A 23,219-nucleotide genomic window follows, 5' to 3' on the forward strand; every position below is an offset into this window, starting at 1 on the left:
TGTACATTTGGTCACAGCCATGGTCAGAAATCGCCAAACATTCACCCCTGAATATAAAATCTCAGCATAAATTGAAAATAATGGTCAAAACATTTGGATATTAACATAGAAAGCGATTTGGGTTTAATTTGATTTGAAAATGAAGCTGAATGAAACAACTACCCTATTAGGAATACAAGCAAGCGTAATTCTCAAAATTCCGTCAAATGGCAACGTTTACGCTAATTAAGTTTAAGAATAGAAGTGAATATTTCAGTATGAAGAATAAAAAATGTAATTTTGAAGCGAAATTGATTTAAATAATCTGCTCAAATTACCTGTCTGCCCCATAGTAGACAAACTTTCAAAACACGAGTAGAAACAAGGAGAATAACTAAACATAAACAATAGATATGACAAGAAACAAGATAGTCACTTTTGGTGAAATCATGCTTCGCATGACGCGCCCCGACAAACAGCGCATCACGCAGGGCAGCGAATGGCTCGGACTGTTCGGCGGCAGCGAGGCCAACGTGGCCGTGTCGCTGGCGATGCTGGGCGACGAGGTGGAATACGTGACCCGACTGCCCCGGAACAAAATCGGCGACGCCTGCAGGAACGAAATCCGCAAATACAACGTTGGCACAGATTTCATCGCCTATGGCGGCGACCGTCTTGGACTCTATTACTACGAGGAGTCGGCTGCGCTCCGGGGGTCGAGCATCGTGTACGACCGCGAAGACTCTTCGCTCACCACGATGCAGAAAGGCATGATAGACTGGAAGGCGGCTTTTGCCGACGCCAAGCTGTTCCACTGGTCAGGAATCTCATGCGCCCTGTCAGAAGGAGCTGCCAGCGCCACACGCGAGGCAATAGAAACGGCTGGCGAAATGGAACTTGTGGTGTCGTGCGACATAAACCACAGGGCAAACCTGTGGAAATATGGCGCTGATGCCCACGATGTGCTCATGCCGATGGTGGCACAGAGCGACATAGTTTTCGGCACGGCTGGCGAATGGCAGCTAATTACGGGTCTTAAAGCCCCCGACTTCAAAGCCACTTCAAGCGACTACGTATTGGAAGAAGGCGCTTATCTCGAATTCTTCCGCCATGCACAGAAGATACTGCCCAAGGCGAAGAAGATGATCATAGCGCTGCGCAACACGCTCTCTGCCAACCACCACCTGCTCTCAGGAGTGCTCTATGCCGACGACAGGCTCTACACGGCGCGTGTCTACGACATAGACAACGTGCTCGACCCGATGGGCGTGGGCGACGCTTTCATCGCTGCCTACGTGCATGCCTTCTCCAAGAACGGCAACGACAACAAGAAGTGCCTCGACTTCGCCCTCGCGGCTTCTGCATTGAAAAATACCATCCCCGGCGACTTCAATCTCGTAACAGAAGAGGAGGTGGAGGAAATCATCTGACATACTTATCATGAAAAGCAACAGCAAAGAGATAGACATGCTCCACGGACCGCTGCTGAAGAAGATTCTCGTCTTCGCCCTGCCCTTGGCTCTAAGCAGCATGATGCAGCAGCTGTTCAATTCAATCGACGTGGCTGTGGTGGGACATTTCGCCAGCAGGGAGGCGCTCGCCGCCGTGGGCAGCAACGGACCGGTGATAAACCTTCTCATCAACCTCTTTATCGGCGTATCGATGGGAGCCACGGTGGTCATATCCAACCACATCGGACAAAGAGACGACAACAGCACTAAGAAGGCAATCAGCACGGCGGCATTCGTGGCCGTGGCAAGCGGAATATTCCTTATGTTCCTGGGCTTCATGGCAGCAAGACCCATCCTCGAACTCATCGACACACCCGAAGATGTGCTCGATCTTGCCGAACTCTATCTCAGGATATATTTCTGCGGAATGCCTTTCCTCATGGTGTTCAATTTCGCCGCAGCCATCCTGCGAAGCATCGGCGACACGAAGCGTCCGTTATACATTCTGATAGCGGCAGGAGTGGTGAACGCCTTGCTCAACCTCTTGCTCGTGGTGGTCTTCCACATGAGCGTGGCTGGCGTGGCAATCGCCACGTGTATAGCCAACGCCATAAGCGCCACGCTGATAGTGAGGATCCTCATCAGCGAAGCCGAACCCTACAAGCTTGACGTGAAGGGTATCCGCGTGGAATGGAAGGAGCTGAAAAGGATGCTCCAGATAGGTGTGCCGGCAGGAATACAGGGAATGATTTTCTCATTTTCCAACGTGCTCATGCAGTCGGCAATCAACGGCTACGGCTCGGCGGCGATAGCTGGCTCGGCGGCGGCCCTCAATTATGAGTGTTACTGCTACTTCATCGTTGCTGCCTTCAGCGGAGCGGCGATAAGTTTCGTAGGACAGAATTATGGTGCCGGCAACATGCTTCGGGTGAAAAGGATTTACTGGATTTGCATGGCTCTGAGCTTCGCCTTGTGTTGTATTTCCAACCTCCTCATAGCTTGGCAGCACGACCTGTGTCTCAGCGCTTTCTCCACCGACGGCGAGGTGCTCGACTATGGTTCAAGAAGGATGATGGTGGTGCTCACCACCCAATGGATAGCATGCAGCTACGAGATTTCGGGTGCTGCCCTCAGAGGTATGGGGCGATCGATGCTGCCCACGCTGATTACAATCGTGGGCACGTGTCTGCTCAGGATATTCTGGATATTCGTAGTGGCACGCCATTGGCACGGCTTCCAGACACTAATGGGGATATACCCCGTTTCGTGGATGATAACGGGTTGTATGATGCTCACGGCTCTATATCTCACGTTCAGAAAAATGGAAACGCAAGAAGCTGCATAAAAGAAAATCAGATTCAACAGGAAACAATAATATGTACGAAAACAACACCCTCTATGTCTCCGACCTCGACGGAACGCTGCTCAACGACTCTTCGATACTATCGCCTGTCACAGAGCGGACGCTCAACGAGCTGATTGCCGATGGGGCGCTCTTCACCATCGCCACGGCACGCACTCCTGCCACCGCCGTAGACCTGATGAGAAACGTGAATACCAACATCCCGTTCATCGTAATGGCTGGATGCGCTCTATGGGACAACGGGCGCAGGGATTACATTTCGGCAAGGACAATCTGCCCTAACCACATGGCGAGAATCCTCGGCATCTTCGAGCGCCGGGGCAGCCATCCCTTCGTCTACCACCGCCGTGGCAACAAGATAGTGGTGGAGCACGTGAGCGAGATGACCGATGCCGAACTCGACTTCATCCGTCCGCGCATCCTTTCGCCATACAAATGCCTTGAAACCGTGGAGGGTTCTGAGCTGAACATCGACACAAGCGACGTGATGCTCATCTTCGGCATGGGCAACTTTGACCATCTCAGAGCCATTGCCGATGATATCGACAGGGAGGGAATCCCGTGTTCATACAACTGCTACCATGATATCTTCGACAATGGTCTGGGCTTCATCGACATCTATATGGAGGGCACCACAAAGGCGCTTGCCATCGAGCAGGTGAAGGCTGCCACGGGTGCCGAGCGTGTGGTGGTGTTCGGCGACAATCTGAACGATATCCCGATGATGCGTGCCGCAGATTGGAGCGTGGCGGTAGAGAACGCCTATTCTGAAGTGAAGCTCGCCGCCAGCGAGGTCATAGGACTTAATACCGACGATGCCGTGGTGAAATGGATAAAGGAAGACCGTTTCCGTTTAAAGTCCCCCCAGATCCACTCTTCCAATATTCAAAGTTCAAGCAAGCCTTAATGGCCGGCTTGGACTCAAATCATTTCAGTTCCAGCGCCACCACATTCTCCACATGCGGAGTATGTGGGAACATGTCTACGGGCTGTACAGCCACCACCTTGTACAAACGGTCGAGAAGCTGCAGGTCGCGTGCCTGTGTGGCTGGGTTGCAGCTCACGTATACGATGCGTCTCGGCTTTGCCCTGAGGATTGTCTCCACCACGTCTGGATGCATTCCGGCACGTGGCGGGTCGGTTATTATCACATCGGGACGGCCATGACCGGCAATGAACTCGTCGGTAAGAATATCCTTCATGTCGCCCGCAAAAAAGAGCGTGTTGCCGATGCCGTTGATGTCCGAATTCACCTTGGCATCTTCGATAGCTTCGGGCACGTATTCAATCCCCACCACCTTCTTGGCGCTGCGTGCCACGAAGTTGGCAATCGTTCCCGTTCCGGTATAGAGGTCATAGACAACCTCCTCGCCAGTGAGACCGGCGAACTGGCGTGCCACGGAATACAGATGGTATGCCTGGTCGGTGTTGGTCTGATAGAAACTCTTCGGTCCCACCTTGAAGCGAAGACCCTCCATAATCTCGAAGATATGGTCGTTGCCTTTGTAGAGAGTCAGCTTCAGGTCGCCGAATGTGTCGTTACACTTCTGGTTGTCAACATATAGCAGCGAGGTTATCTGCGGGAATCTGTCTGCAAGCGCCTCCATGAGCTGCAGCGAGCGCTCGCGGTCGCCCTCTTCGTCGTAGTGGAACTGCACGAGCACCATCCACTCTCCTGTATTCGAATTCCTCACCATAACGTCGCGCAGCAGCCCTGTCTGCTGTCTGAGGTCAAAGAACGTGAGGTCGTTGTCGATCGCATACTGATAGATGAAGTTTCTGATTTCGTTTTGCAATCCGTCCATCAGATGACAGTTGTGGATTGGCAGAATCTTGTCGAAGGCTCCCGTGATGTGGAATCCTATAGCCCTCATCTCCCCTGCCGGCTCACCGCTGGCAATCTCCTCGCGAGTCATCCATCGCTTGTTGGAGCAGCCGAACTCCAGCTTGTTTCTGTATTCGCGAATCTTCCGGCTGCCGAGGATCGGCATGAACTCCGGCAGCTCCACCTTTCCGATGCGTGTGAGCTGCTCATACACCTGCCGCTGCTTCATCTCGAGCTGCTTATCATATGGCAGGTTCTGCCATTTACATCCGCCACACACTCCGAAGTGCTCGCAGAAAGGCTCTTCCCTCACGGCACTTTTCTCAACGAAGCGTATCACTTCGGCTTCCATATAGCTATGTCTTTTCTTCCTCACCTGCAGGTCTACTATGTCGCCCGGCACGCAGAACGGCACAAACACTACCATGTCGTTCACTCTCGCCAGCGACTTACCCTCAGCCGCACAGTCGGTTATCTGTATGTTCTCAAGTATTGGTAACGGTTTTTTCTTTCTTGCCATAATTGTCATTATTTCTGTATCATTGCCGCAACCTTCGGATTACGGTTTATTGTCAGGAAGCCATCCGCCAGGACTGACTGACGGCGACTTCTCGTTTGCAACTGCAAAGATACGAATATATGGAGGGAAAAACAAATAAACGGACTTCCACAATCTGCAAAATTCTGTTAATAAAGCGCTGTGTCCACGTTAATAGATAATAGGCTCATCCGACAAATGCGTAGTTTTTATTGTGTAGCGAAGAACCAAATAGTCAGCCTTTCGCGAAGCAGACTTGGGGCATTACCATTCCATAACCATGGTTCTTTTCATTGGCTTTTAATAGACTTTTGGGGTAAGAACCAACAGTTTTTTGCATCGTTCCAACGACTTATCAAATCCCAATCGGTCATCAGGACGCTTAAACTGCCAAGATAAAAGCAACACACTAGTATACCTGCCGAATCAAATAAAATCTTCGATTGATATATACCCGCATCTATATATTAAATAATGTAATAACAGACACTTTTGTAACAAGAATTTACCAAAACAACATTTTATTAAAAAAAACTCCGTAAACATTTGGAAGTTTAAACAAAACTCCATACCTTTGCACTCGCAATTCGGAAATCACTAAACCGATAGCAATTGAAAATGCGCCTGTAGCTCAGTTGGTAGAGCATCTGACTCTTAATCAGAGGGTCCAGGGTTCGAACCCCTGCAGACGTACTTTAAACAAGAAAATAATTAGTGATGCGCCTGTAGCTCAGTTGGTAGAGCATCTGACTCTTAATCAGAGGGTCCAGGGTTCGAACCCCTGCAGACGTACTTAAGGAGGCTTTTAAAAGTCTCCTTTTATTGTGTATATACCTATTCTACACAAAATAGAAACAGTGTTTCACGACATTACGAATGACGGAAAACGGAAAACAATAGCAATCTGAGCAAATTAGAAACTCTGCAATACTCAAAAATCCACTGTCTCCATGAACAACAATACCCCAGACAACTACATAGTGACAAGCCCTGAATGGGAGTCGGCATGGAAAATAGCCAACGAAACCGGCAACAACCTCTTCCTGACAGGCAAGGCGGGCACGGGAAAAACCACTTTTCTCCGCCAGCTGAAAAAGAAATCAAAGAAGAGGATAATCGTAGTGGCACCAACGGGAATAGCGGCGATAAACGCCAGAGGAGTGACCATCCACTCCTTCTTCCAACTACCTTTCTCGCCCTACGTGCCAGGCACCCACACGGGAAACCAGCAACAGCAGCACTACAGATTCGGAAAGGAGAAACTGAGGATAATACGCGGAGCAGACATCATGGTAATCGACGAGGTGAGCATGGTGAGGGCCGATCTGCTCGACGCCATCGACGACGCGCTGAGGCGGCTGCGACGAAGCGACAAGCCGTTCGGAGGGATGCAGATGCTGCTCATCGGCGACCTGGAGCAGTTGGCACCCGTAGTGAGAGAGGAGGAATGGCGGATGCTCAGCCAATATTACGCCTCGCCTTACTTCTTCGACAGTAGGGCGCTGAAAGCCACCGACTACGCCACGATAGAACTGAAACAGGTATTCAGACAGGACGACATGCATTTCGTGGAACTGCTCAACAAGATACGCTCTAAAAACATCGACGACGAGGCACTCAGCACCCTGAACTCTCGCTGCATACCCAATTTCAAGCCGCGCAAAGAAGACGGATACATAAGGCTCACCACACACAACAGCTTCGCACAGGCGACAAACGACAGGGAAATGGAAGCACTGCCCACAAAGCCATACACATATACGGCAACCGTGGAGGGCGACTTCCCTGAACTTTCCTACCCCACAGACGGAAAACTGACACTGAAGATGGGAGCACAGGTGATGTTCGTGAAAAACGACTCATCGGCAGCCAAACTCTTCTACAACGGCATGATAGGCGAAGTGTGCGCCATAAACGAAAAGGGGTTTAGCGTGAGACCTGCCGACAGGGACGGCGTAATCGACGTGGAAAGGGAGACATGGCAGAACTGCAAATACAGGATAAACGCAGAGACCAACGAGATTGAGGAAAAGGTGGAAGGCACATTCAGCCAGTTTCCCGTAAAGGCGGCATGGGCAATAACAATCCACAAAAGCCAGGGACTGACATTCAGCCACGCCATTATCGATGCTCACGCCTCGTTCACACACGGACAGACCTACGTGGCGCTGAGCCGATGCAAGACGCTGCAAGGCATGGTGCTCGCCGCACCAATCACACGCAGTTCGCTGATAAGCGACTCTACGGTGGACGCTTACACCAGGGAAATCCGCAACGGCATACCTACGGAGAGCGACGTGGAAAGGATGCGGCGCGCTTACACCACGAGCCTCATCACACGGCTATTCGACTTCAAGCCACTTGGGGTGGCGCTGGCAAACATCACCAGGGTCATCGACGAACATCTATACAAGGCGTATCCCGACCTTCTGCAGCAATACAAGGTAGCGCTGGAGACTTTCAAAAGCGACGTGGAGACTGTAGCGGCTAGATTCAAGATGCAATACGAGAGAATGGCAGCCGTGACAAAGGAAACGGCCGGCGGCTGCGTAGGCGACGAACTGCAGGGTCGCATAACGAAAGGGGCGGTTTATTTCCTGGAGAAGACAACTACCATCTCCGACCTGCTGAAGAAATCTGAACTAGCCACAAACAACAAGCAGACAGCCAAACAGGTTGCCAACGCAAAGGAACTGCTGGCTGAGGCGCTGATTATGAAAACGGGAATGCTGGAATATGCACGCAACGAGAAATTCTCAGTTGACGGATATCTCACCCACAAGGCTGCGCTTCTCCTTGGCGACAACCGCCAAGGCGCTGCAGCGGAAAGGAAAAGAACCAAAACGGCGACTGCTGCCAAGGCAGACATCCCCGAAGATGCAGCCCATCCATTGCTGCTCGAAACGCTGAAGCAATGGCGCCACACGAAAGCCACGGAGGCAGGACTGCCGGCATACTGCATACTGACCACCAAGGCGCTTACGGGCATAGCCTGCCTGCTGCCGACAGACATTCACACCCTAATGACAATCCCTCAGATCGGCAGAGTGAAAGCCGAGAAATATGGTGAGGAGATTGTCAACATGGTGTGGAAATACAGAGAGACTATTTTTTCCAAAGATCAGGGTCTTTGAGCACTGGCAGCGAAATGCTGTATTTCACGGCGAGAATTCTCACCACCACAACTGCCCAGAATGTGATAATGACCGTAAGTGCCACAGGCACGCCAACGAGCGTGCAGACCCAATAAACGAGACCGCCCAAAATGCAGGCGATGGCATAGATCTCCTTTCGGAAAATCAGCGGCACCTCATTCACTAGCACGTCGCGAAGCACACCGCCGGCAGCTCCCGTCATGCAGCCCATGATGATGGCCACCCAGAACGGATATCCGGCAATCAGGGCCTTCTGCAGTCCGGCGATGGTGAAGAGGGCAAGACCAAGGGTGTCGAATAGGAACCACGTCTTGCTGAGCCGCGTGAACTGACGTTTCAGCATCACAAAAGTGAGAAGGGCGAACGCCGTGCATACCATATATACAGAGTTGGTCATCCAGAAAGGTGCCTGCCCGAGCATTACATCCCTTATCGTACCGCCGCCGATAGCAGTGGCAAGACCTACTACATAGCCGCCAAACCAGTCGAAGTTCTTCGACGAGGCGGAGCGTATGCCCGATATGGCAAACGCGAAAGTTCCGAGAAGCTCGATTATAAACTGCAACGACTCCATCAGCTGACCACGTTTTTTGGCGTTCCACCAATGAATGCCCTCACGTTGTCTACCGCTATGCGCATCAGGCGTTGGCGGGCGTCGAACGTTGCCCATGCCACATGCGGTGTGATGAAGGCATTACTGCATGAAAGAAGCGGATTGTCCTTGCGCGGCGGCTCCTGACACATCACGTCGGCGCCATAGGCTGACAGTTGTCCAGACTTGAGCGCCTCTGCCACGTCGGCCTCGTTGACGAGAGGTCCGCGGCCTGTGTTTATGATGATTGCCCCGTGACGCATCCTGGCGATGGTCTCGGCGTTTACGAGTTCGCGGGTCTTGTCGGTGAGCGGACAATGAAGGGTTAGGATGTCGCACACTCCGAGAAGTCCCTCGAAGGTGGTCTTCTGTATTCCTTCAGGCAGACTGGCTGAATTCTTGCTCGTGTCGGCATAGACCTCCATACCGAAGTTGCGGGCGATATTTGCCACCTTCATTCCGATATTTCCGAGTCCAACGATTCCTAGCGTGAGTCCTGACAGTTCAGGCAGCGGTGTGTCCCAATAGCAGAAATCCTTGTTTGAGCTCCATCTGCCCTCGCGGTTGAGGCGCGCATAGTGAGCCACACGGTTCGTGATGTTGAGAATGTGGGCAAAGGTCATCTGCACCACGCTGTCGGTACTATAGGCAGGAATGTTGGTCACGGTCACTCCGTATTCAGCGGCAGCTGCCACGTCTACCACGTTGTAGCCTGTGGCGAGCACTCCTACATACTTCAACTTTGGCAGGCTCTTGAGCGTTTTCTTATCAAGCACCACCTTGTTCACGAGCACCGCATCGGCATCTGCTGCCCTTGCGATGATGTCATTACTGTCTGTGCGGTCGTAGACCACTACTTCTCCAAGACTCTTCAATTCATCCCAGCTAAGGTCTCCGGGATTCATTCCATATCCGTCTAATACTACTATTTTCATGATTTTCTTGTTTTTCAGTTAATAAAATTCAAAGAATCCCTATAAGAATTCGGGAATGGCCGCAGCAGTCAAACCGTCTGTCTCAATGGGAAAGCTCCTTGTTCTTTAAATGTTTTTCTCTTTTTCTGTCTGTTTATATTTACCTGTTTATTACCCACCTGTTTATATGTCAGTTTATATAAACGGTATGTTTTTCATTAATTTCCATCTTTGAACCTGTCTCCCCAACATTCCACCATGCGGCGGTAGAGCTTGTCTTCAGAGGGAGAATGCTGCGCCTCCCAAATTCTCGTGTCGCAAAGCGAGTCGGGCATGAACTGCTGCTCCACGAAATGTCCCGGATAGTCGTGGGAGTATTTGTAGCCAGAAGCATAGCCCAGGTCTTTCATCATCTCCGTAGGCGCATTGCGAAGATGCAGAGGCACGGGCTGGTTGCCTGTCTGCCTCACAATCTGCAGCGCCTTGTTTATTCCGTTGTAGGCAGAATTGCTTTTGGGCGAAGCGGCGAGATAGACCGTTGCCTCGGCAAGCGGAATTCTACCCTCCGGCCATCCTATCTTCATCACAGCGTCGAAGGCGGCGTTGGCAAGCAGCAGGGCGTTAGGATTGGCAAGTCCGACATCCTCAGAAGCGCTTATCACGAGGCGGCGGGCGATGAACGACGGGTCTTCGCCTCCCTCTATCATGCGGGCGAGCCAATAGAGCGCTGCATCCGGGTCTGAACCTCGGATGCTTTTGATGAAGGCAGAGATGATGTCATAGTGCATCTCGCCGCCCTTGTCGTAGGCCATGGGGTTCTGCTGCAGGCATTCCACCACGCGCTTGTCTTCTATCACCACCTTTTCGTCGGAACTCGATTCCACTACAAGCTCCAGGATGTTGAGCAGCTTGCGTGCGTCGCCACCGCTATATCTGAGAATGGCGCCAGTCTCCTTGAGCACTATCTGGCGCTGGCTCAGTTCGGGGTCATGGGTGATTGCCCGCTGCATGAGTTCCATGAGGTCGTCGTCGCCAAGGGGCTTCAGCACATAGAGCTGACAGCGCGAGAGCAATGGGCGTATAACCTCGAAGGAGGGGTTTTCGGTAGTGGCGCCTATCAGAGTCACCACGCCCTTCTCCACAGCTCCGAGCAGGGAGTCTTGCTGGCTCTTGCTGAAACGATGGATCTCGTCGATGAAGAGTATCGGGTTGCCCTCGTTGAAGAATCTGCCGCCACGTGCTTTGTCTATAACCTCTCTCACGTCTTTCACACCGCTCGTCACGGCGCTCAGCGTATAGAAAGGCAGCTGCAGCGTGTTTGCCACGATCTGCGCCAATGTGGTCTTGCCCACTCCGGGAGGGCCCCATAATATAAAAGAGGTGATGCGCCGCGCTTCTATCATGTTGCGCAGCACAGCTCCCTTTCCCACCAAATGTCGCTGGCCTATGTACTCATCGAGAGTATTGGGCCGCATTCTTTCAGCTAATGGTTGACTCATATCTGCAAAATTATGAAATATATGTCATACGTGCAAAAAATATCCTCCAAAAACTTGCTGATAAAGGATAATGTATTACTTTTGCAACACCCTTTGGGGGCAAAAAACGATAATAAATGAGAGCGACAATTCTGCAAACGAACACCGTATGGGGAAAACCATCTGATAACCAACAGAATGCGGAGGTATTACTCTGTCAGGCACCCAAGTCGGACATATACATACTGCCAGAAATGTGGAGCACCGGTTTTGCTACCAGTCCGGAAGGAATAGCCGAGGAAGAGGATTTCTGCTCATCCAACGGCTCGCTGGCATGGATGAAAAGCATGGCCAGGAAACATGATGCCGCAATATGCGGAAGTCTGTCGGTCAAGACCGACGGGGGGAAATTCGTGAACAGAAGCTATTTCGTCTATCCCGACGGACGGGTGGAACACTACGACAAGAAGCACCTGTTCTTTGCCGGCGGAGAGCATAAAAGCTACACGGCAGGCACAAGAAGAGTGGTGGCGGAATACAAGGGAGTGAGGTTTCTGCTGCTGATATGCTACGACCTGCGCTTCCCAGTGTGGAGCCGAAACGACCTCGACTACGACGCCATAATATGTGTGGCAAACTGGCCCACACCGAGAGAAGAGGTGTGGAGCACGCTGCTCAAGGCAAGGGCTATAGAGAACCAATGCTTCGTGTTGGGAGCCAACAGAGTGGGAACCGACGACCAATGCACCTATACGGGAGCCAGCGCCATAGTGTCGCCATACGGCAAGGTGATGGCAGGCGGAGGAGCCGAGGAAGGATGGACAAGCGCGGAGCTGGACATTGAAAAGCTGGATAAATTCAGAAAGACATTCCCTGTGCTCGATGACAAAGACGAATTCTGCATCATAGAAAAAAGTCTTTGACAAGGAACTTAAACACAATAGGATGAAAAGCTAGTGATAAATTCTCTATCGAGTTAAAACAACAATAACAGAAAACATTAGTATATAATAAAGCATTTGTAATAATTTGACATGAAAGAAGCAGGAAAAAAAGCACTTACCCTAAAGACACTTAACAAAAGCAACGTCTGGGACCTTCAGGAAAACGACATCTTCAGATTGCTGGAGGCTGGAGAGAAAGACGCTGATCTGAGCGACAACATAAAGCATTATCTCGACATCATACGAAGCGCCTTCGAAATCGAAGAGGTGAAAATCGACAGACCGGAGGTGATAAGCAAATATGAAGCGAGAGGACTGAAAGTGGGATCCGTGAAACTCGACGAAAAGAACCGACTGAAGTTCGGAATAAAGAAGAAAACCATAATGCGTGTGACCGACCTCACATACGAAAACATACGCCACATCTCGGCAAGCAAACTCCTGGAAGTGATAGAAAGAAACTTCGGAGGAGGATGGGAGTCGCTATCGCAGAGCATCCAGGACATCATACAGAACGGATTCGACATCAGCACCACGACTTTGCCGAAGGACAGACTACACAAAAAGGGCGGAATGTATGAGAAAAAAGTGGAAGACGGATTCGAAGTGCTCGAAATACCCAAGGGGGCATGGACTGAAGCCATCTTCGCCAAATTGAAGCCTATAGAAGAGAAGGCGAAGCTCGACCTCGACGAGGACAATCTGAAAATCAGAGACGACGAGGATGACGAAGACGAGGACGACGACCTGAGAGACGACAAATACAACGACGAGGACGAGTTCGACGAATTTGATGACGACAAGCTGACAGAGGAAAGCTACCGTACGACAATAGAGGAAAACCCAGAAGACCTGTCGCTCGAAGCTGCCGACGTGGCTGACGACGACGATCTCTAAGCCTACACCCGCAGCCTGCGGCAAAAATGCAAGCCGCACAAGCTTAGGACAAGAAAATCCACATGAACCGAATATGAGAAATAAAATATATTTTCTCCTTATCATCATCCCCCTCCTTCTCACTGCATGCCAGGGCAACAAGCAACAGGCTGCGGATGGAAAGGAGGGGGACACCGTACATCTGAAATACTCGGGAAACATCTCTATAGTGAAATTCAACGACCATACGGAAGTGAAACTCAACGACCCATGGAACAAAGGAAAAACACTACACACATATATCCTCGTGGACAAAAGCAAGAAGGATGGCTACGACAAGGCACCCGACGGGGCAACGGTGGTTGGCATACCGCTCTCCCACTCGCTCATAGCAACATCCGTGCATGCTGAACTCGCCAAGAAACTAGGAAAAGAGAATATACTGGCAGGGGCTTTCGACGTGGACTACATGAACTCTACGTGGATCAAGCAAAGGCTGAAGGATAACAAGACCACAAACTGTGGAAATTCCACACAACCCAACATAGAGAGAATAATAGCCCTCTCGCCCGACGCCATCTTCATATCGCCAATGCAGAACTCCGGAGGATACGGAAAGCTGGAGAACTTGGGGCTGCCCATCGTGGAACTGGCTGACTATATGGAAACGACAGCTCTGGGAAGGGCAGAATGGGTGAAATTCTATGGTCTGCTGTGGGGAGCGGAGAACCAGGCAGACAGCCTGTTCAGCAATACGGAAAAGGAGTATATGAGACTGAAGGACCTCGCCAAGAAAGCAAAGTACAGTCCCAGCGTGATGATGGACAAGGTGGAAAACGGAGTGTGGTATCTGCCTGGCGGCAAAAGCACGATAAGCCAGACCATATACGATGCCAACGCCAAATACACATATGCTGCCGACAAGAGCTCCGGAAGCATACAGAAGTCGCTGGAAAGCGTGATAGACGACAATGCCGGCGCTGACGTGTGGCTTCTGAGATACTACAAAGCCGACAATTCGCCTCTGACGCTCCGCGGACTTGCCTCCGAAAGCTCAAGCTACACGATCTTAAAGGCTTACAAGAGCGGCAGGGTGTACGGGTGCAATACGGCGGCAACGTCTTTCTTCGAAGACATTCCGTTTGAGCCTCATCTCCTGCTCAGAGACTTCATATTAGCCTTCCATCCGGAAATGGCAACGATAATTGGAGAACCGAAGTATTTCTTCAAGTTGGAAAGGTAATGAACCAATCCGAAAGCCGCCAAGGTTATCAGTCTCTCACGATTTAAATGGAGGACATGTGGGGCCACATTATAAACTTGACAACTCGTCAACCATAAAATCATGACAACCATCACCAGAGAAGGATTATTTGCAGTCTGCTCAACAGTATTGCTTGCAGCGCTCTTCATCCTTAACATCACCACAGGTTCCGTAGACATTCCTGCCGGAAACATCCTTAACATAATCTTCGGCAACGGAGACAAGGAAACATGGACTTACATCATAATGGAATCGAGATTGCCACAGGCTATAACGGCGACGCTTTGCGGAGCATCGCTCGCAGTCTGCGGCCTGATACTGCAAACTGCTTTCAACAATCCATTAGCCGGTCCGTCAATATTCGGAATAAACAGCGGAGCAAGTCTCGGCGTGGCTATCGTAATGCTGCTACTCAACGGCAGCATCTCTACCGACTTGCTCACGGTTAGCGGTTTCGCAGCGGTAATAACGGGTGCCATGGCTGGCGCTTCGGCTGTCATAGCCTTACTGATGGCGTGCTCAAGGATAGTGACTAGCAACGTGGTGCTTTTGATAATCGGCATCATGATAGGCTACCTGTCGTCGGCGGCAATATCCATCTTCAACTTCTTCGCTTCCGAACAAGGAGTACAGTCTTATGTCATCTGGGGAATGGGAAACTTCAGCAGCGTGTCATTGCAGCACCTGCCCATCTTCTCATCCGCCACGATATTGTGCCTCGTCATGTCGCTGCTCATGATTAAACCTCTCAATGCCCTGCTGCTCGGAGAGAAGTATGCCGAGAACCTTGGCTTCAACACTCACCGCGTGCGTGCCATGTTGCTCCTTATCACGGGAATACAGACAGCCGTCACCACAGCATATTGCGGTCCGGTGGCTTTCATCGGTCTGGCCGTGCCTCATATCACCCGCCTCTTCATCCGCACCGACTCCACATCGAGCCTAATGCCCTGTTCCATCATTTCTGGAGCCATCGTGGCGCTTGCATGCAACCTTGTGTGCACACTCCCCCCCAGCGGCAACATCATACCGCTGAACGCCGTCACGCCTCTCGTCGGAGCACCGGTAATAATATATCTCGTGATAAAGAGAAAATAGTTCGGACATTGGGTAAGACAAACTAATATCGGAAATCCTTGCTTACACAACCATTGTAGGAAAAAGCTTTTAGAATGGTGCTTTTTGCATTAAAAAAACTATATGAAAACTCTGAAAACAGAAAAGCGGCTGCCTTCACAGGTTGCCGCTTTAAATTTTCAATAGGTATTAGTCTTTTAAGGTAAAAAGATTGTTTTCAGGATAACGTTTGCAAAGTTATAACTATTTTTCAATATTCCAAAGATTTTACCAACTTAATTTATGTCAATTTGTGTGTGTTCCCACACAGCCTATAAATTTTCCTTAAAAATTTACAATTTGTAAGACATAAATCGAAAAAATCGGTTCATCCACCGCTTCATCCTTACAATTGTCCTCAAATTACAAAACGAGTAATAAACTCCCCCACTCTTCTAAAAATCAGAATTTTGACAAGACTCAATGACCGGTTCCAGATAAAAAACCAAAGCGTCAAACACGTTTCATAGACTATTGCCCAAGCGATGTAAACAATGGCAGCTTATGGAGTATGTTAAATATTGTATTTAGACAAGGAAAGCGAAAGATTTTGAGTAATTTTGTTTCTTCAAATTGGTAAAGAAACAGGTTTCAATTGTATTATCACTATTAATCATCTATATGACGACAGAAAACAAGCCATACTTTTCTTTTGAGGTATTGCCTCCACTAAGAGGCAAGGGTATCGACAGCATTTATCGCACAATAGACCGACTGATGCCGTTTGACCCAGCCTACATAAACATCACGACACACAGATACGACACCCTTTACAGCGAACTCGCCAACGGGACATACAAGAAACTCAGCGTGCTCAACAGACCCGGAACGGTGGCAATCGCAGCTGCAATAAAGGAGCGATACAAGGTGCGCACGGTGCCACACATCATCTGCAGCGGATTTACGGCAGCGGAGATAGAGAGCGAACTGATAGACCTCTCTTATCTGGGTATAACAGACCTGCTGCTGCTAAGAGGAGACAAAGCCAAAAGCGACAACAGATTCATTCCTACGCCTGAAGGACATGCACACGCCATTGACCTCTGCCAGCAGATAAACCGCTTCAACAACGGACAGTTGCTCGGAGGGGTACAGAACGAGATGCTCACTGAACCTTTCACATACGGTGTGGCCGGGTATCCGGAAAAACACGACGAGGCGATGAACATGGAAACCGACATCGAGAACCTGAAGGCAAAGGTGAACGCCGGGGCACAATATATAGTGACGCAGATGTTCTTCGACAACAGCAAATACTTTGCATTCGTGAAACGTCTGCGCAAAGAAGGAATCAACGTGCCTGTAATACCGGGACTGAAACCTCTGACAACGCTCAACCATCTGACGATGCTGCCTAAGACGTTCCACATCGACTTCCCCAAGCGGTTGTCTAACGAACTGATGAAATGCAAGAGCAACGATGACGTGAAGGCTGTGGGAGTGGAATGGGCAAAACACCAATGCAGGGAACTACGTGAGAATGGCGTACCCGGAATACACTTCTACACGATGAACGCTTCACAGAGCGTGGAGAAAATAATGAACGGACTATAACCCCGCATGAATATTACCAAGCCAAGGAACGCGGACTATAAATCATCAGGAGCCTACTAAAGGACGATGGTCCGCAAGGAACAAGGAGAACACTCTCCAAAAGGCGAAACAAGAAAAAGAAGAAATACCAAGAGCAGAAATGGAAGATAAGACAAAGTCTTTTTACGATACATTCAGACGCGACAACGACAGGATATGGATTCTCGACGGAGCGATGGGCACCATGATACAAAGGTACCATCTGGAAGAAGAAGACTTCCGCGGAGAGAAATTCATGGACTGGGACGTGAAACTGAAGGGCAACAACGATATCATCTCCATCACACGTCCCGACGTGCTGAGGGAGATACACAGGGCTTATCTCGAAGCCGGAGCCGACATCATAGAGACCAACACCTTCAACGCCCAGAGAATATCACAGTCCGACTACCACACCGGACATCTCGTGAAGGAGATCAACCGTGAGGCTGCAAGGATCGCCAGAGAGGAGGCAGACAGGATGACACGGCTCACTCCTGAGAAGCCAAGGTTCGTGGCTGCGTCAATCGGACCCACAAACCAGACGCTGTCCATGTCGCCCGACGTGGAGAACCCTGCCTACAGAGCTCTGACTTTCGACGAGCTATGCGACGCATATACAGAGCAGATGACGGTATTGAGCGACAACGGCGTTGACATCTGGCTGATAGAAACCATATTCGACACTCTCAACGCCAAAGCGGCTCTCGTTGCGGCTAGAAGAGTGAGGGTGGCTACGGGAAGGGAAATCCCCGTAATGCTCAGCGTCACCATAACCGACGCGAGCGGACGCACACTCTCGGGACAGACTCTCGACGCTTTCCTCGCATCGGTGCAACACGACGAGAACATTTTCAGCGTAGGTCTTAACTGCTCCTTCGGTGCTGAAGACATGCGTCCTTATCTGCAGGCGCTTTCTGAACGCTCACCTTATTATATAAGTGCCCACCCCAATGCCGGATTCCCCGACGAAGAGGGTATATATACCGAAACGCCACAGATGATGGCAGAGGCGATAAAGTCTTTTGCCGACGACATGAGCGTTAACATCGTTGGTGGATGCTGCGGCTCCACGCCTGAACACATCAGGGCCATCTCACACATTGTGGAGGCGAGAAAGGCACGCAGCCTGCCGGTTACAGGCAAGGTGGACTGGCTGGCTGGCATGGAGAGCTATTCGCCAGCCGAAGGGATGTTCATCAACGTAGGCGAGAGATGCAACGTGGCAGGCAGCAGGAAGTTCCTACGGCTCATCAAGGAGAAACAATACGACGAGGCTCTCGCCATCGCACGCAAACAGGTGAGAGACGGAGCGACGATGCTTGACATAAACATGGACGACGGTCTGATAGACACCGAAGCGGAGATGACCCATTTCCTCAATCTCATGGCTTCCGACCCCGAGGTGGCACGTGTGCCGTGGATGATAGACTCCTCGCGTTTCAACGTGATAGAGGCTGCTCTGAAATGCGTGCAGGGCAAATGCATCGTCAACTCCATATCGCTGAAAGAGGGAGAGGAGTCATTTCTCTCTCATGCCAGAACTATAAGGGAGTATGGGGCTGCCATGGTGGTGATGGCATTCGACGAGGAGGGACAGGCCACTACTTACGCCCGCAAGGTGGAGGTGTGCCGAAGGGCATACAGACTACTTACCGAAGAAGCCGGTGTGAAACCCTACGACATAATATTCGACCCCAACATCCTGACCGTTGCAACCGGAATGAAGGAGCACGACAGATATGCCATAGACTTCATAAAAGCTGCCGGATGGATAAAGAAGAACCTGCCTGGCGCTCATGTCAGCGGAGGTGTGAGCAACCTGTCTTTTGCCTTCAGAGGCAACAATTACCTGCGCGAGGCTATGCATGCCGCCTTCCTCTATAATGCCATGAAAGAGGGCATGGACATGGGAATCGTCAACCCAGCCACAAAGGTGATGTATCAGGACATTCCCGCCGATCTGCTCAAAGCTATCGAGGACGTGATATTATACCGCAGAGAGGATGCTTCGGAAAGGCTTGCCGCCATGGCACAAAGATTGCTCGAAGAGAAAGAGAACCATGCCACAGAAGAAGCGACAGCCATCGACCGTTCTGCCACTCCCCTGGAGGAAAGGCTCATCACGGCATTGCGCACAGGCGACGACGAATATCTGGAGGCTGACCTCATGGAGGCTCTGAAGAATTATCCCGAACCGGCAAAGATAATAGAGGGGCCGCTCATGAAAGGCATGCAGACGGTGGGCGACCTGTTCGGCCAGGGAAAGATGTTCCTGCCACAGGTGGTGAAGTCGGCTCGCACGATGAAACACGCCGTTGCCATCCTCAAGCCATACATAGAGGAGGGAAGGCAGAGCGGAAGCAAGAGCAACGGCAAATATCTCGTTGCCACGGTGAAGGGCGACGTTCACGACATAGGAAAGAACATCGTGGCGGTGGTGTTGGGATGCAACAACTTCGACGTAATCGACTTGGGGGTAATGACTCCTGCCGAGAAGATAATACAGACCGTCAAGGAGCAGAAAGTGGATTTCGTGGCTCTCAGCGGACTCATCACCCCTTCGCTCGACGAGATGTGCAAGATTGCCGAAGCCATGGCTAAGGCGGGCATCGACATCCCGCTTTTCATCGGCGGAGCGACGACAAGCGAACTGCATACCGCGCTCAAGATAGCACCATTGTATAGCGGACCAGTGTTCCACATGAAGGACGCCGCCCAGAACCCTATAATCGCCCTTCAGCTACAGGGCCCCGAGAGGGACAGGATAATTGAGGAGAACAAGAAACTGCAGCAGGAACTGGTGAGACAACACGACGCCCAGAAGAAAGTGAACGGGATAATGAACCTCGCCGACGGGAAAGGAAACGCCTCAGCGGCTTGCCCTTGCTGCCCGACGACAAAGGACAAGGAGCTCAACCGGTTTCAGATTGACTGGAACGACACTCCCCTGCCCCACCCCACATATATCGGATACCGCACCCTGCAGCACATCGACATACAGGAGGTGAGGAAATTCATCAACTGGACGTATTTCTATAATCTATGGAAGGTGAGAAAGGGACAGGCTGAAGCTGACGACATAAAGGAAGAAGCGGAACTGCTGCTCGACGAAATAGAGAAGAAACACTATATGCAGGCCCAGGTGGGATTCTATCCTGCCTATGCCACAGACCACAGCATAGTGCTGCCGGGAGCGGTGAAGGGCAAAGACCTCGAACAGCCTACGCCAAGGCAGAAACACCCGAACAGGATGGGCGAAGCCAGACTGTCGCTCTGCGACTTCGTGGCACCTCGGGGACACAACGACTTCATCGGCGTCTTCGCCATAACGGTCTCACCATCTTATGCCGAAGAACTGGAAACGCTGAAAAGCGGCACTGACTCCTACCGCTCACTCATGATGCAGAGCATCGGCGACAGACTGGCTGAGGCTACAAGCGAATGGCTGCACAGAGAGGTGAGACGCCACCTGTGGGGCTATGCGCCAGACGAAGCCTTGAGCATGAAAGACCTGGCGAAGGCTGCCTATCAGGGCATCCGGCCTGCCGTGGGCTACCCGTCGCTCCCCGACCAGAAGCTGATATTCCCGCTGAGCGAGCTGCTCGACTTCAAGGCGCTGAACATCAAGCTCACGGAAAACGGAGCCATGTATCCGCAAAGTTCCACATGCGGCATATATCTGAGCAACAGGGAGGCAAAATATTTCGCAGTGAGCAAAACGGCTGATTAGGAATGCGGATTCCCCAATCTCAGTCTGCCGAATCTGAAGACAGAACTATATGTAAACAATAAAAACAATATAATACTAACCTTTAAAAAAAAACAAAAAACACAGTATGGCAACAGTAGACGACAAGAAGATTATCTTCTCCATGGTGGGGGTTTCCAAAACCATCCCGCAGAACAACAAGCAAATACTAAAAAACATTTACCTGTCGTTCTTCTATGGCGCCAAGATCGGCATCATAGGTCTCAACGGAGCAGGTAAATCCACACTCATGAAAATCATAGCCGGTCTGGTGCAGCCTTCTCAGGGAGAAGTGGTGTGGAGCCCGGGCTACACTGTTGGCTATCTGCCTCAGGATCCGCCTCTCAATGAAGAGAAGACCGTGAAGGAGAACGTGATGGAAGGCGTGCAGAAAGCCTACGACGCCCTGAAGGAATACGAAGAGATAAACCTGAAATTCGGTGAGGAAGAATATTACAGCGACCCCGACAAGATGGACAAGCTGATGCAGAGACAGGCTGAGGTGCAGGACATCATCGATGCTACCGACGCATGGAACATGGACTCCAAACTCGACCGCGCGATGGCGGCTCTGCGCTGCCCGGCAGGCGACAGTTCGGTGAAGAACCTCTCTGGCGGTGAGCGACGCCGCGTGGCATTGTGCAGACTGCTGCTGCAGAAGCCCGACGTGTTGCTCCTCGACGAGCCTACCAACCACCTCGATGCTGAGAGCATAGACTGGCTGGAGCAGCATCTGCAGCAGTATGAGGGAACGGTGATTGCCGTCACCCACGACCGCTACTTCCTCGACGACGTGAGCGAATGGATTCTCGAACTAGACAGAGGCGAGGGCATTCCATGGCACGGCAACTACTCTTCATGGCTCGACCAGAAGACGAAACGCATGATGCAGGAAGAGAAGCAGGCTTCGAAGAGACGAAAAGCCCTGGAGAGGGAGCTGGAATGGGCACACATGGCACCCAAGGCACGCCAGGCAAAGGGAAAGGCGCGTCTGAACGCATACGAGCAGATGCTCAACCAGGAGCAGAAGGAGCGTGAGGAGAAACTCGAAATCTTCATCCCCAACGGTCCGCGCCTCGGCAACAAGGTGATAGAGGCACAACACGTGAAGAAGGCTTTCGGAGAGAAGGTGCTCTTCAACGATCTCAACTTCATGCTCCCTCCTAACGGCATCGTGGGTGTGATAGGCCCTAACGGAGCCGGCAAGACCACACTCTTCCGCATGATCATGGGACTGGAGAATGCCGACGGAGGAACTTTCGAGGTGGGCGAAACCGTGAAACTGGCGTATGTGGACCAGCAGCACAAGGATATCGACCCTAACAAATCTGTTTATGAAACCATCAGTCAGGGCAATGAAACGATACGCATGGGTGGCAGAGACATCAACGCACGCGCCTACATCTCGCGTTTCAACTTCTCTGGCACCGACCAGAACAAGCTCTGCGGACTGCTTTCGGGCGGTGAGCGCAACCGTCTGCAGCTGGCGATGGCACTCAAACAGGAGGGCAACGTGCTCTTGCTCGACGAGCCTACCAACGACATCGACGTAAACACCCTGCGCGCTCTTGAAGAGGGTCTCGAAGGCTTCGCCGGATGCGCCGTAGTGATCAGCCACGACCGCTGGTTCCTCGACAGAATCTGTACGCACATACTCGCCTTCGAAGGCAACGGAGAGGTGTTCTATTTCGAGGGCAGCTACTCTGACTACGAAATAAACAAGGCGAGACGCCTCGGAAACGAAGAGATAAAGAAGGGAAGATACAGAAAACTCATGGACGACTAAGCAAAGCGTCTTTATGAAAGGAACTGAATAAAACGAAAAAGACTGAGTCCTCGTCTCATGAAGACAGGATTCAGTCTTTTCGGTTTATCATAAATCGGTCATTGGGGATTGTTTGGATCTTGATGTTTTAGAAGAGTGGATTTTTGTTTGGCTTTTGTGAATTTTAGCAATCGGGGGAATCATCACATTTTAGCTACATTCCTGGGAAAAAACAAGGAGAAAAAGCTTTCAGACGAGGGGAAACAAAGAAAAATCGAAATAAATCTCAAAAAAACACTCAAAAATTTTGCAGATTCAAAAAAGTTCCATACCTTTGCACTCGCAATTCAGAAATATGGCTCCGTAGCTCAACTGAATAGAGCATCTGACTACGGATCAGAAGGTTACAGGTTTGAATCCTGTCGGAGTCACTAAGAATTTAAATCCAAGAGGTGTTTACATAAGTAAATGCCTCTTTTTCGTTTATCACCACCAACACACCCTACCCCAACAACATCTCAATTGCCTCAATTGTCTCAATTGTCTCAATGTCTCAACGTCTCATAAAATGAATAATAATTGTAATAAAAAAGATAATATATTGATATATAACGACTTAGACAAAATAACCAATTC

Annotated in this window: 15 protein-coding genes and 3 tRNA genes; 14 read left to right on the forward strand and 4 right to left on the reverse strand. The window is 50.7% G+C overall.

All coding sequences use genetic code 11. The features are described from left to right. Positions 1-392: 392 nt before the first annotated feature. From ST42_RS01560 to ST42_RS01570, 3 genes are read left to right on the forward strand one after another with little or no spacing between them, the layout of a single operon-like run. A complete protein-coding gene (locus ST42_RS01560; RefSeq protein WP_044072027.1) occupies positions 393-1,409 on the forward strand; it encodes a sugar kinase in 1,017 nt (338 codons plus the stop codon). 10 nt (positions 1,410-1,419) lie between these two features. Further along, positions 1,420-2,775: an MATE family efflux transporter gene (locus ST42_RS01565; RefSeq protein WP_044072028.1), complete on the forward strand. Its 1,356-nt coding sequence runs from the start codon at positions 1,420-1,422 to the stop codon at positions 2,773-2,775. 31 nt (positions 2,776-2,806) lie between these two features. Then, entirely contained in the window at positions 2,807-3,700 is an 894-nt protein-coding gene (locus tag ST42_RS01570; protein ID WP_044072029.1) for an HAD-IIB family hydrolase, read from the forward strand. A 19-nt stretch (positions 3,701-3,719) separates the two neighbouring features. Here the strand turns inward: ST42_RS01570 and rlmD are convergent, their stop codons facing one another. Continuing rightward, positions 3,720-5,138 (reverse strand): 23S rRNA (uracil(1939)-C(5))-methyltransferase RlmD, encoded by a 1,419-nt coding sequence (rlmD, locus tag ST42_RS01575; RefSeq protein WP_042517050.1) that lies wholly within the window; start codon positions 5,136-5,138, stop codon positions 3,720-3,722. Positions 5,139-5,776: 638 nt separating this feature from the next. Between rlmD and ST42_RS01580 the strand changes: the two genes are divergently transcribed. The 3 genes from ST42_RS01580 to ST42_RS01590 all read left to right on the forward strand — a co-directional run bounded on the left by ST42_RS01580 (position 5,777) and on the right by ST42_RS01590 (position 8,290). After that, positions 5,777-5,849: transfer RNA gene (locus tag ST42_RS01580), tRNA-Lys, on the forward strand. Positions 5,850-5,875: 26 nt separating this feature from the next. Continuing rightward, positions 5,876-5,948 (forward strand) — tRNA-Lys (locus ST42_RS01585). Positions 5,949-6,106: 158 nt separating this feature from the next. Then, on the forward strand, positions 6,107-8,290 hold the full coding sequence (locus ST42_RS01590; protein ID WP_044072031.1) for an AAA family ATPase: 2,184 nt from the start codon (positions 6,107-6,109) through the stop codon (positions 8,288-8,290). Here the strand turns inward: ST42_RS01590 and ST42_RS01595 are convergent. The 3 genes from ST42_RS01595 to ST42_RS01605 form a co-directional block, all read right to left on the reverse strand. Next, complete coding sequence (locus tag ST42_RS01595) at positions 8,262-8,885, reverse strand: trimeric intracellular cation channel family protein (protein WP_044072033.1); 624 nt, start codon at positions 8,883-8,885, stop codon at positions 8,262-8,264. The two genes, ST42_RS01590 and ST42_RS01595, sit on opposite strands and share 29 nt — an antisense overlap. After that, entirely contained in the window at positions 8,885-9,838 is a 954-nt protein-coding gene (locus ST42_RS01600) for a D-2-hydroxyacid dehydrogenase (protein ID WP_044072034.1), read from the reverse strand. Before ST42_RS01600 ends, ST42_RS01595 begins: the two co-directional genes overlap by 1 nt. A gap of 197 nt (positions 9,839-10,035) precedes the next feature. Beyond that, on the reverse strand, positions 10,036-11,316 hold the full coding sequence (locus ST42_RS01605; protein ID WP_044072035.1) for a replication-associated recombination protein A: 1,281 nt from the start codon (positions 11,314-11,316) through the stop codon (positions 10,036-10,038). A gap of 116 nt (positions 11,317-11,432) precedes the next feature. Here ST42_RS01605 and ST42_RS01610 point away from each other — a divergent pair, with 116 nt between their 5' ends. From ST42_RS01610 to ST42_RS01645, 8 genes are all read left to right on the forward strand, one after another. Then, a complete protein-coding gene (locus ST42_RS01610; protein WP_022317117.1) occupies positions 11,433-12,218 on the forward strand; it encodes a nitrilase-related carbon-nitrogen hydrolase in 786 nt (261 codons plus the stop codon). A gap of 111 nt (positions 12,219-12,329) precedes the next feature. After that, complete coding sequence (locus ST42_RS01615; RefSeq protein WP_044064932.1) at positions 12,330-13,136, forward strand: hypothetical protein; 807 nt, start codon at positions 12,330-12,332, stop codon at positions 13,134-13,136. Between the two features lie 73 nt (positions 13,137-13,209). Next, positions 13,210-14,358 carry an ABC transporter substrate-binding protein gene (locus tag ST42_RS01620; RefSeq protein ID WP_044072037.1) on the forward strand — a complete coding sequence of 383 codons (1,149 nt, stop codon included), beginning with the start codon at positions 13,210-13,212 and terminating at the stop codon, positions 14,356-14,358. Between the two features lie 111 nt (positions 14,359-14,469). Further along, positions 14,470-15,477, forward strand: coding sequence for an iron ABC transporter permease (locus tag ST42_RS01625; RefSeq protein ID WP_394365280.1), 1,008 nt, complete (start codon positions 14,470-14,472; stop codon positions 15,475-15,477). Positions 15,478-16,116: 639 nt separating this feature from the next. After that, the gene (metF, locus tag ST42_RS01630; protein WP_022317008.1) at positions 16,117-17,049 is read left to right on the forward strand and encodes a methylenetetrahydrofolate reductase [NAD(P)H]; all 933 of its coding nucleotides are present in this window, start codon (positions 16,117-16,119) and stop codon (positions 17,047-17,049) included. 139 nt (positions 17,050-17,188) lie between these two features. After that, positions 17,189-20,800 carry a methionine synthase gene (metH, locus tag ST42_RS01635; RefSeq protein WP_052488182.1) on the forward strand — a complete coding sequence of 1,204 codons (3,612 nt, stop codon included), beginning with the start codon at positions 17,189-17,191 and terminating at the stop codon, positions 20,798-20,800. 106 nt (positions 20,801-20,906) lie between these two features. Beyond that, the gene (ettA, locus tag ST42_RS01640; RefSeq protein WP_022317006.1) at positions 20,907-22,604 is read left to right on the forward strand and encodes an energy-dependent translational throttle protein EttA; all 1,698 of its coding nucleotides are present in this window, start codon (positions 20,907-20,909) and stop codon (positions 22,602-22,604) included. Between the two features lie 336 nt (positions 22,605-22,940). Continuing rightward, positions 22,941-23,014 (forward strand) — tRNA-Arg (locus ST42_RS01645). The last annotated feature ends 205 nt before the right edge of the window (positions 23,015-23,219 follow it).

The sequence above is a fragment of the Prevotella pectinovora genome (assembly GCF_000834015.1).
Classification (GTDB): Bacteria; Bacteroidota; Bacteroidia; order Bacteroidales; family Bacteroidaceae; genus Prevotella; species Prevotella pectinovora.

Excerpts from the sequence above, each read along its gene's own strand:
- ST42_RS01560 (WP_044072027.1), top strand. The coding sequence starts at position 393 with ATGACAAGAAACAAGATAGTCACTTTTGGTGAAATCATGCTTCGCATG.
- ST42_RS01565 (WP_044072028.1), top strand. The coding sequence starts at position 1,420 with ATGAAAAGCAACAGCAAAGAGATAGACATGCTCCACGGACCGCTGCTG.
- ST42_RS01570 (WP_044072029.1), top strand. The coding sequence starts at position 2,807 with ATGTACGAAAACAACACCCTCTATGTCTCCGACCTCGACGGAACGCTG.
- rlmD (WP_042517050.1), bottom strand. The coding sequence starts at position 5,138 with ATGGCAAGAAAGAAAAAACCGTTACCAATACTTGAGAACATACAGATA.
- ST42_RS01590 (WP_044072031.1), top strand. The coding sequence starts at position 6,107 with ATGAACAACAATACCCCAGACAACTACATAGTGACAAGCCCTGAATGG.
- ST42_RS01595 (WP_044072033.1), bottom strand. The coding sequence starts at position 8,885 with ATGGAGTCGTTGCAGTTTATAATCGAGCTTCTCGGAACTTTCGCGTTT.
- ST42_RS01600 (WP_044072034.1), bottom strand. The coding sequence starts at position 9,838 with ATGAAAATAGTAGTATTAGACGGATATGGAATGAATCCCGGAGACCTT.
- ST42_RS01605 (WP_044072035.1), bottom strand. The coding sequence starts at position 11,316 with ATGAGTCAACCATTAGCTGAAAGAATGCGGCCCAATACTCTCGATGAG.
- ST42_RS01610 (WP_022317117.1), top strand. The coding sequence starts at position 11,433 with ATGAGAGCGACAATTCTGCAAACGAACACCGTATGGGGAAAACCATCT.
- ST42_RS01615 (WP_044064932.1), top strand. The coding sequence starts at position 12,330 with ATGAAAGAAGCAGGAAAAAAAGCACTTACCCTAAAGACACTTAACAAA.
- ST42_RS01620 (WP_044072037.1), top strand. The coding sequence starts at position 13,210 with ATGAGAAATAAAATATATTTTCTCCTTATCATCATCCCCCTCCTTCTC.
- metF (WP_022317008.1), top strand. The coding sequence starts at position 16,117 with ATGACGACAGAAAACAAGCCATACTTTTCTTTTGAGGTATTGCCTCCA.
- metH (WP_052488182.1), top strand. The coding sequence starts at position 17,189 with ATGGAAGATAAGACAAAGTCTTTTTACGATACATTCAGACGCGACAAC.
- ettA (WP_022317006.1), top strand. The coding sequence starts at position 20,907 with ATGGCAACAGTAGACGACAAGAAGATTATCTTCTCCATGGTGGGGGTT.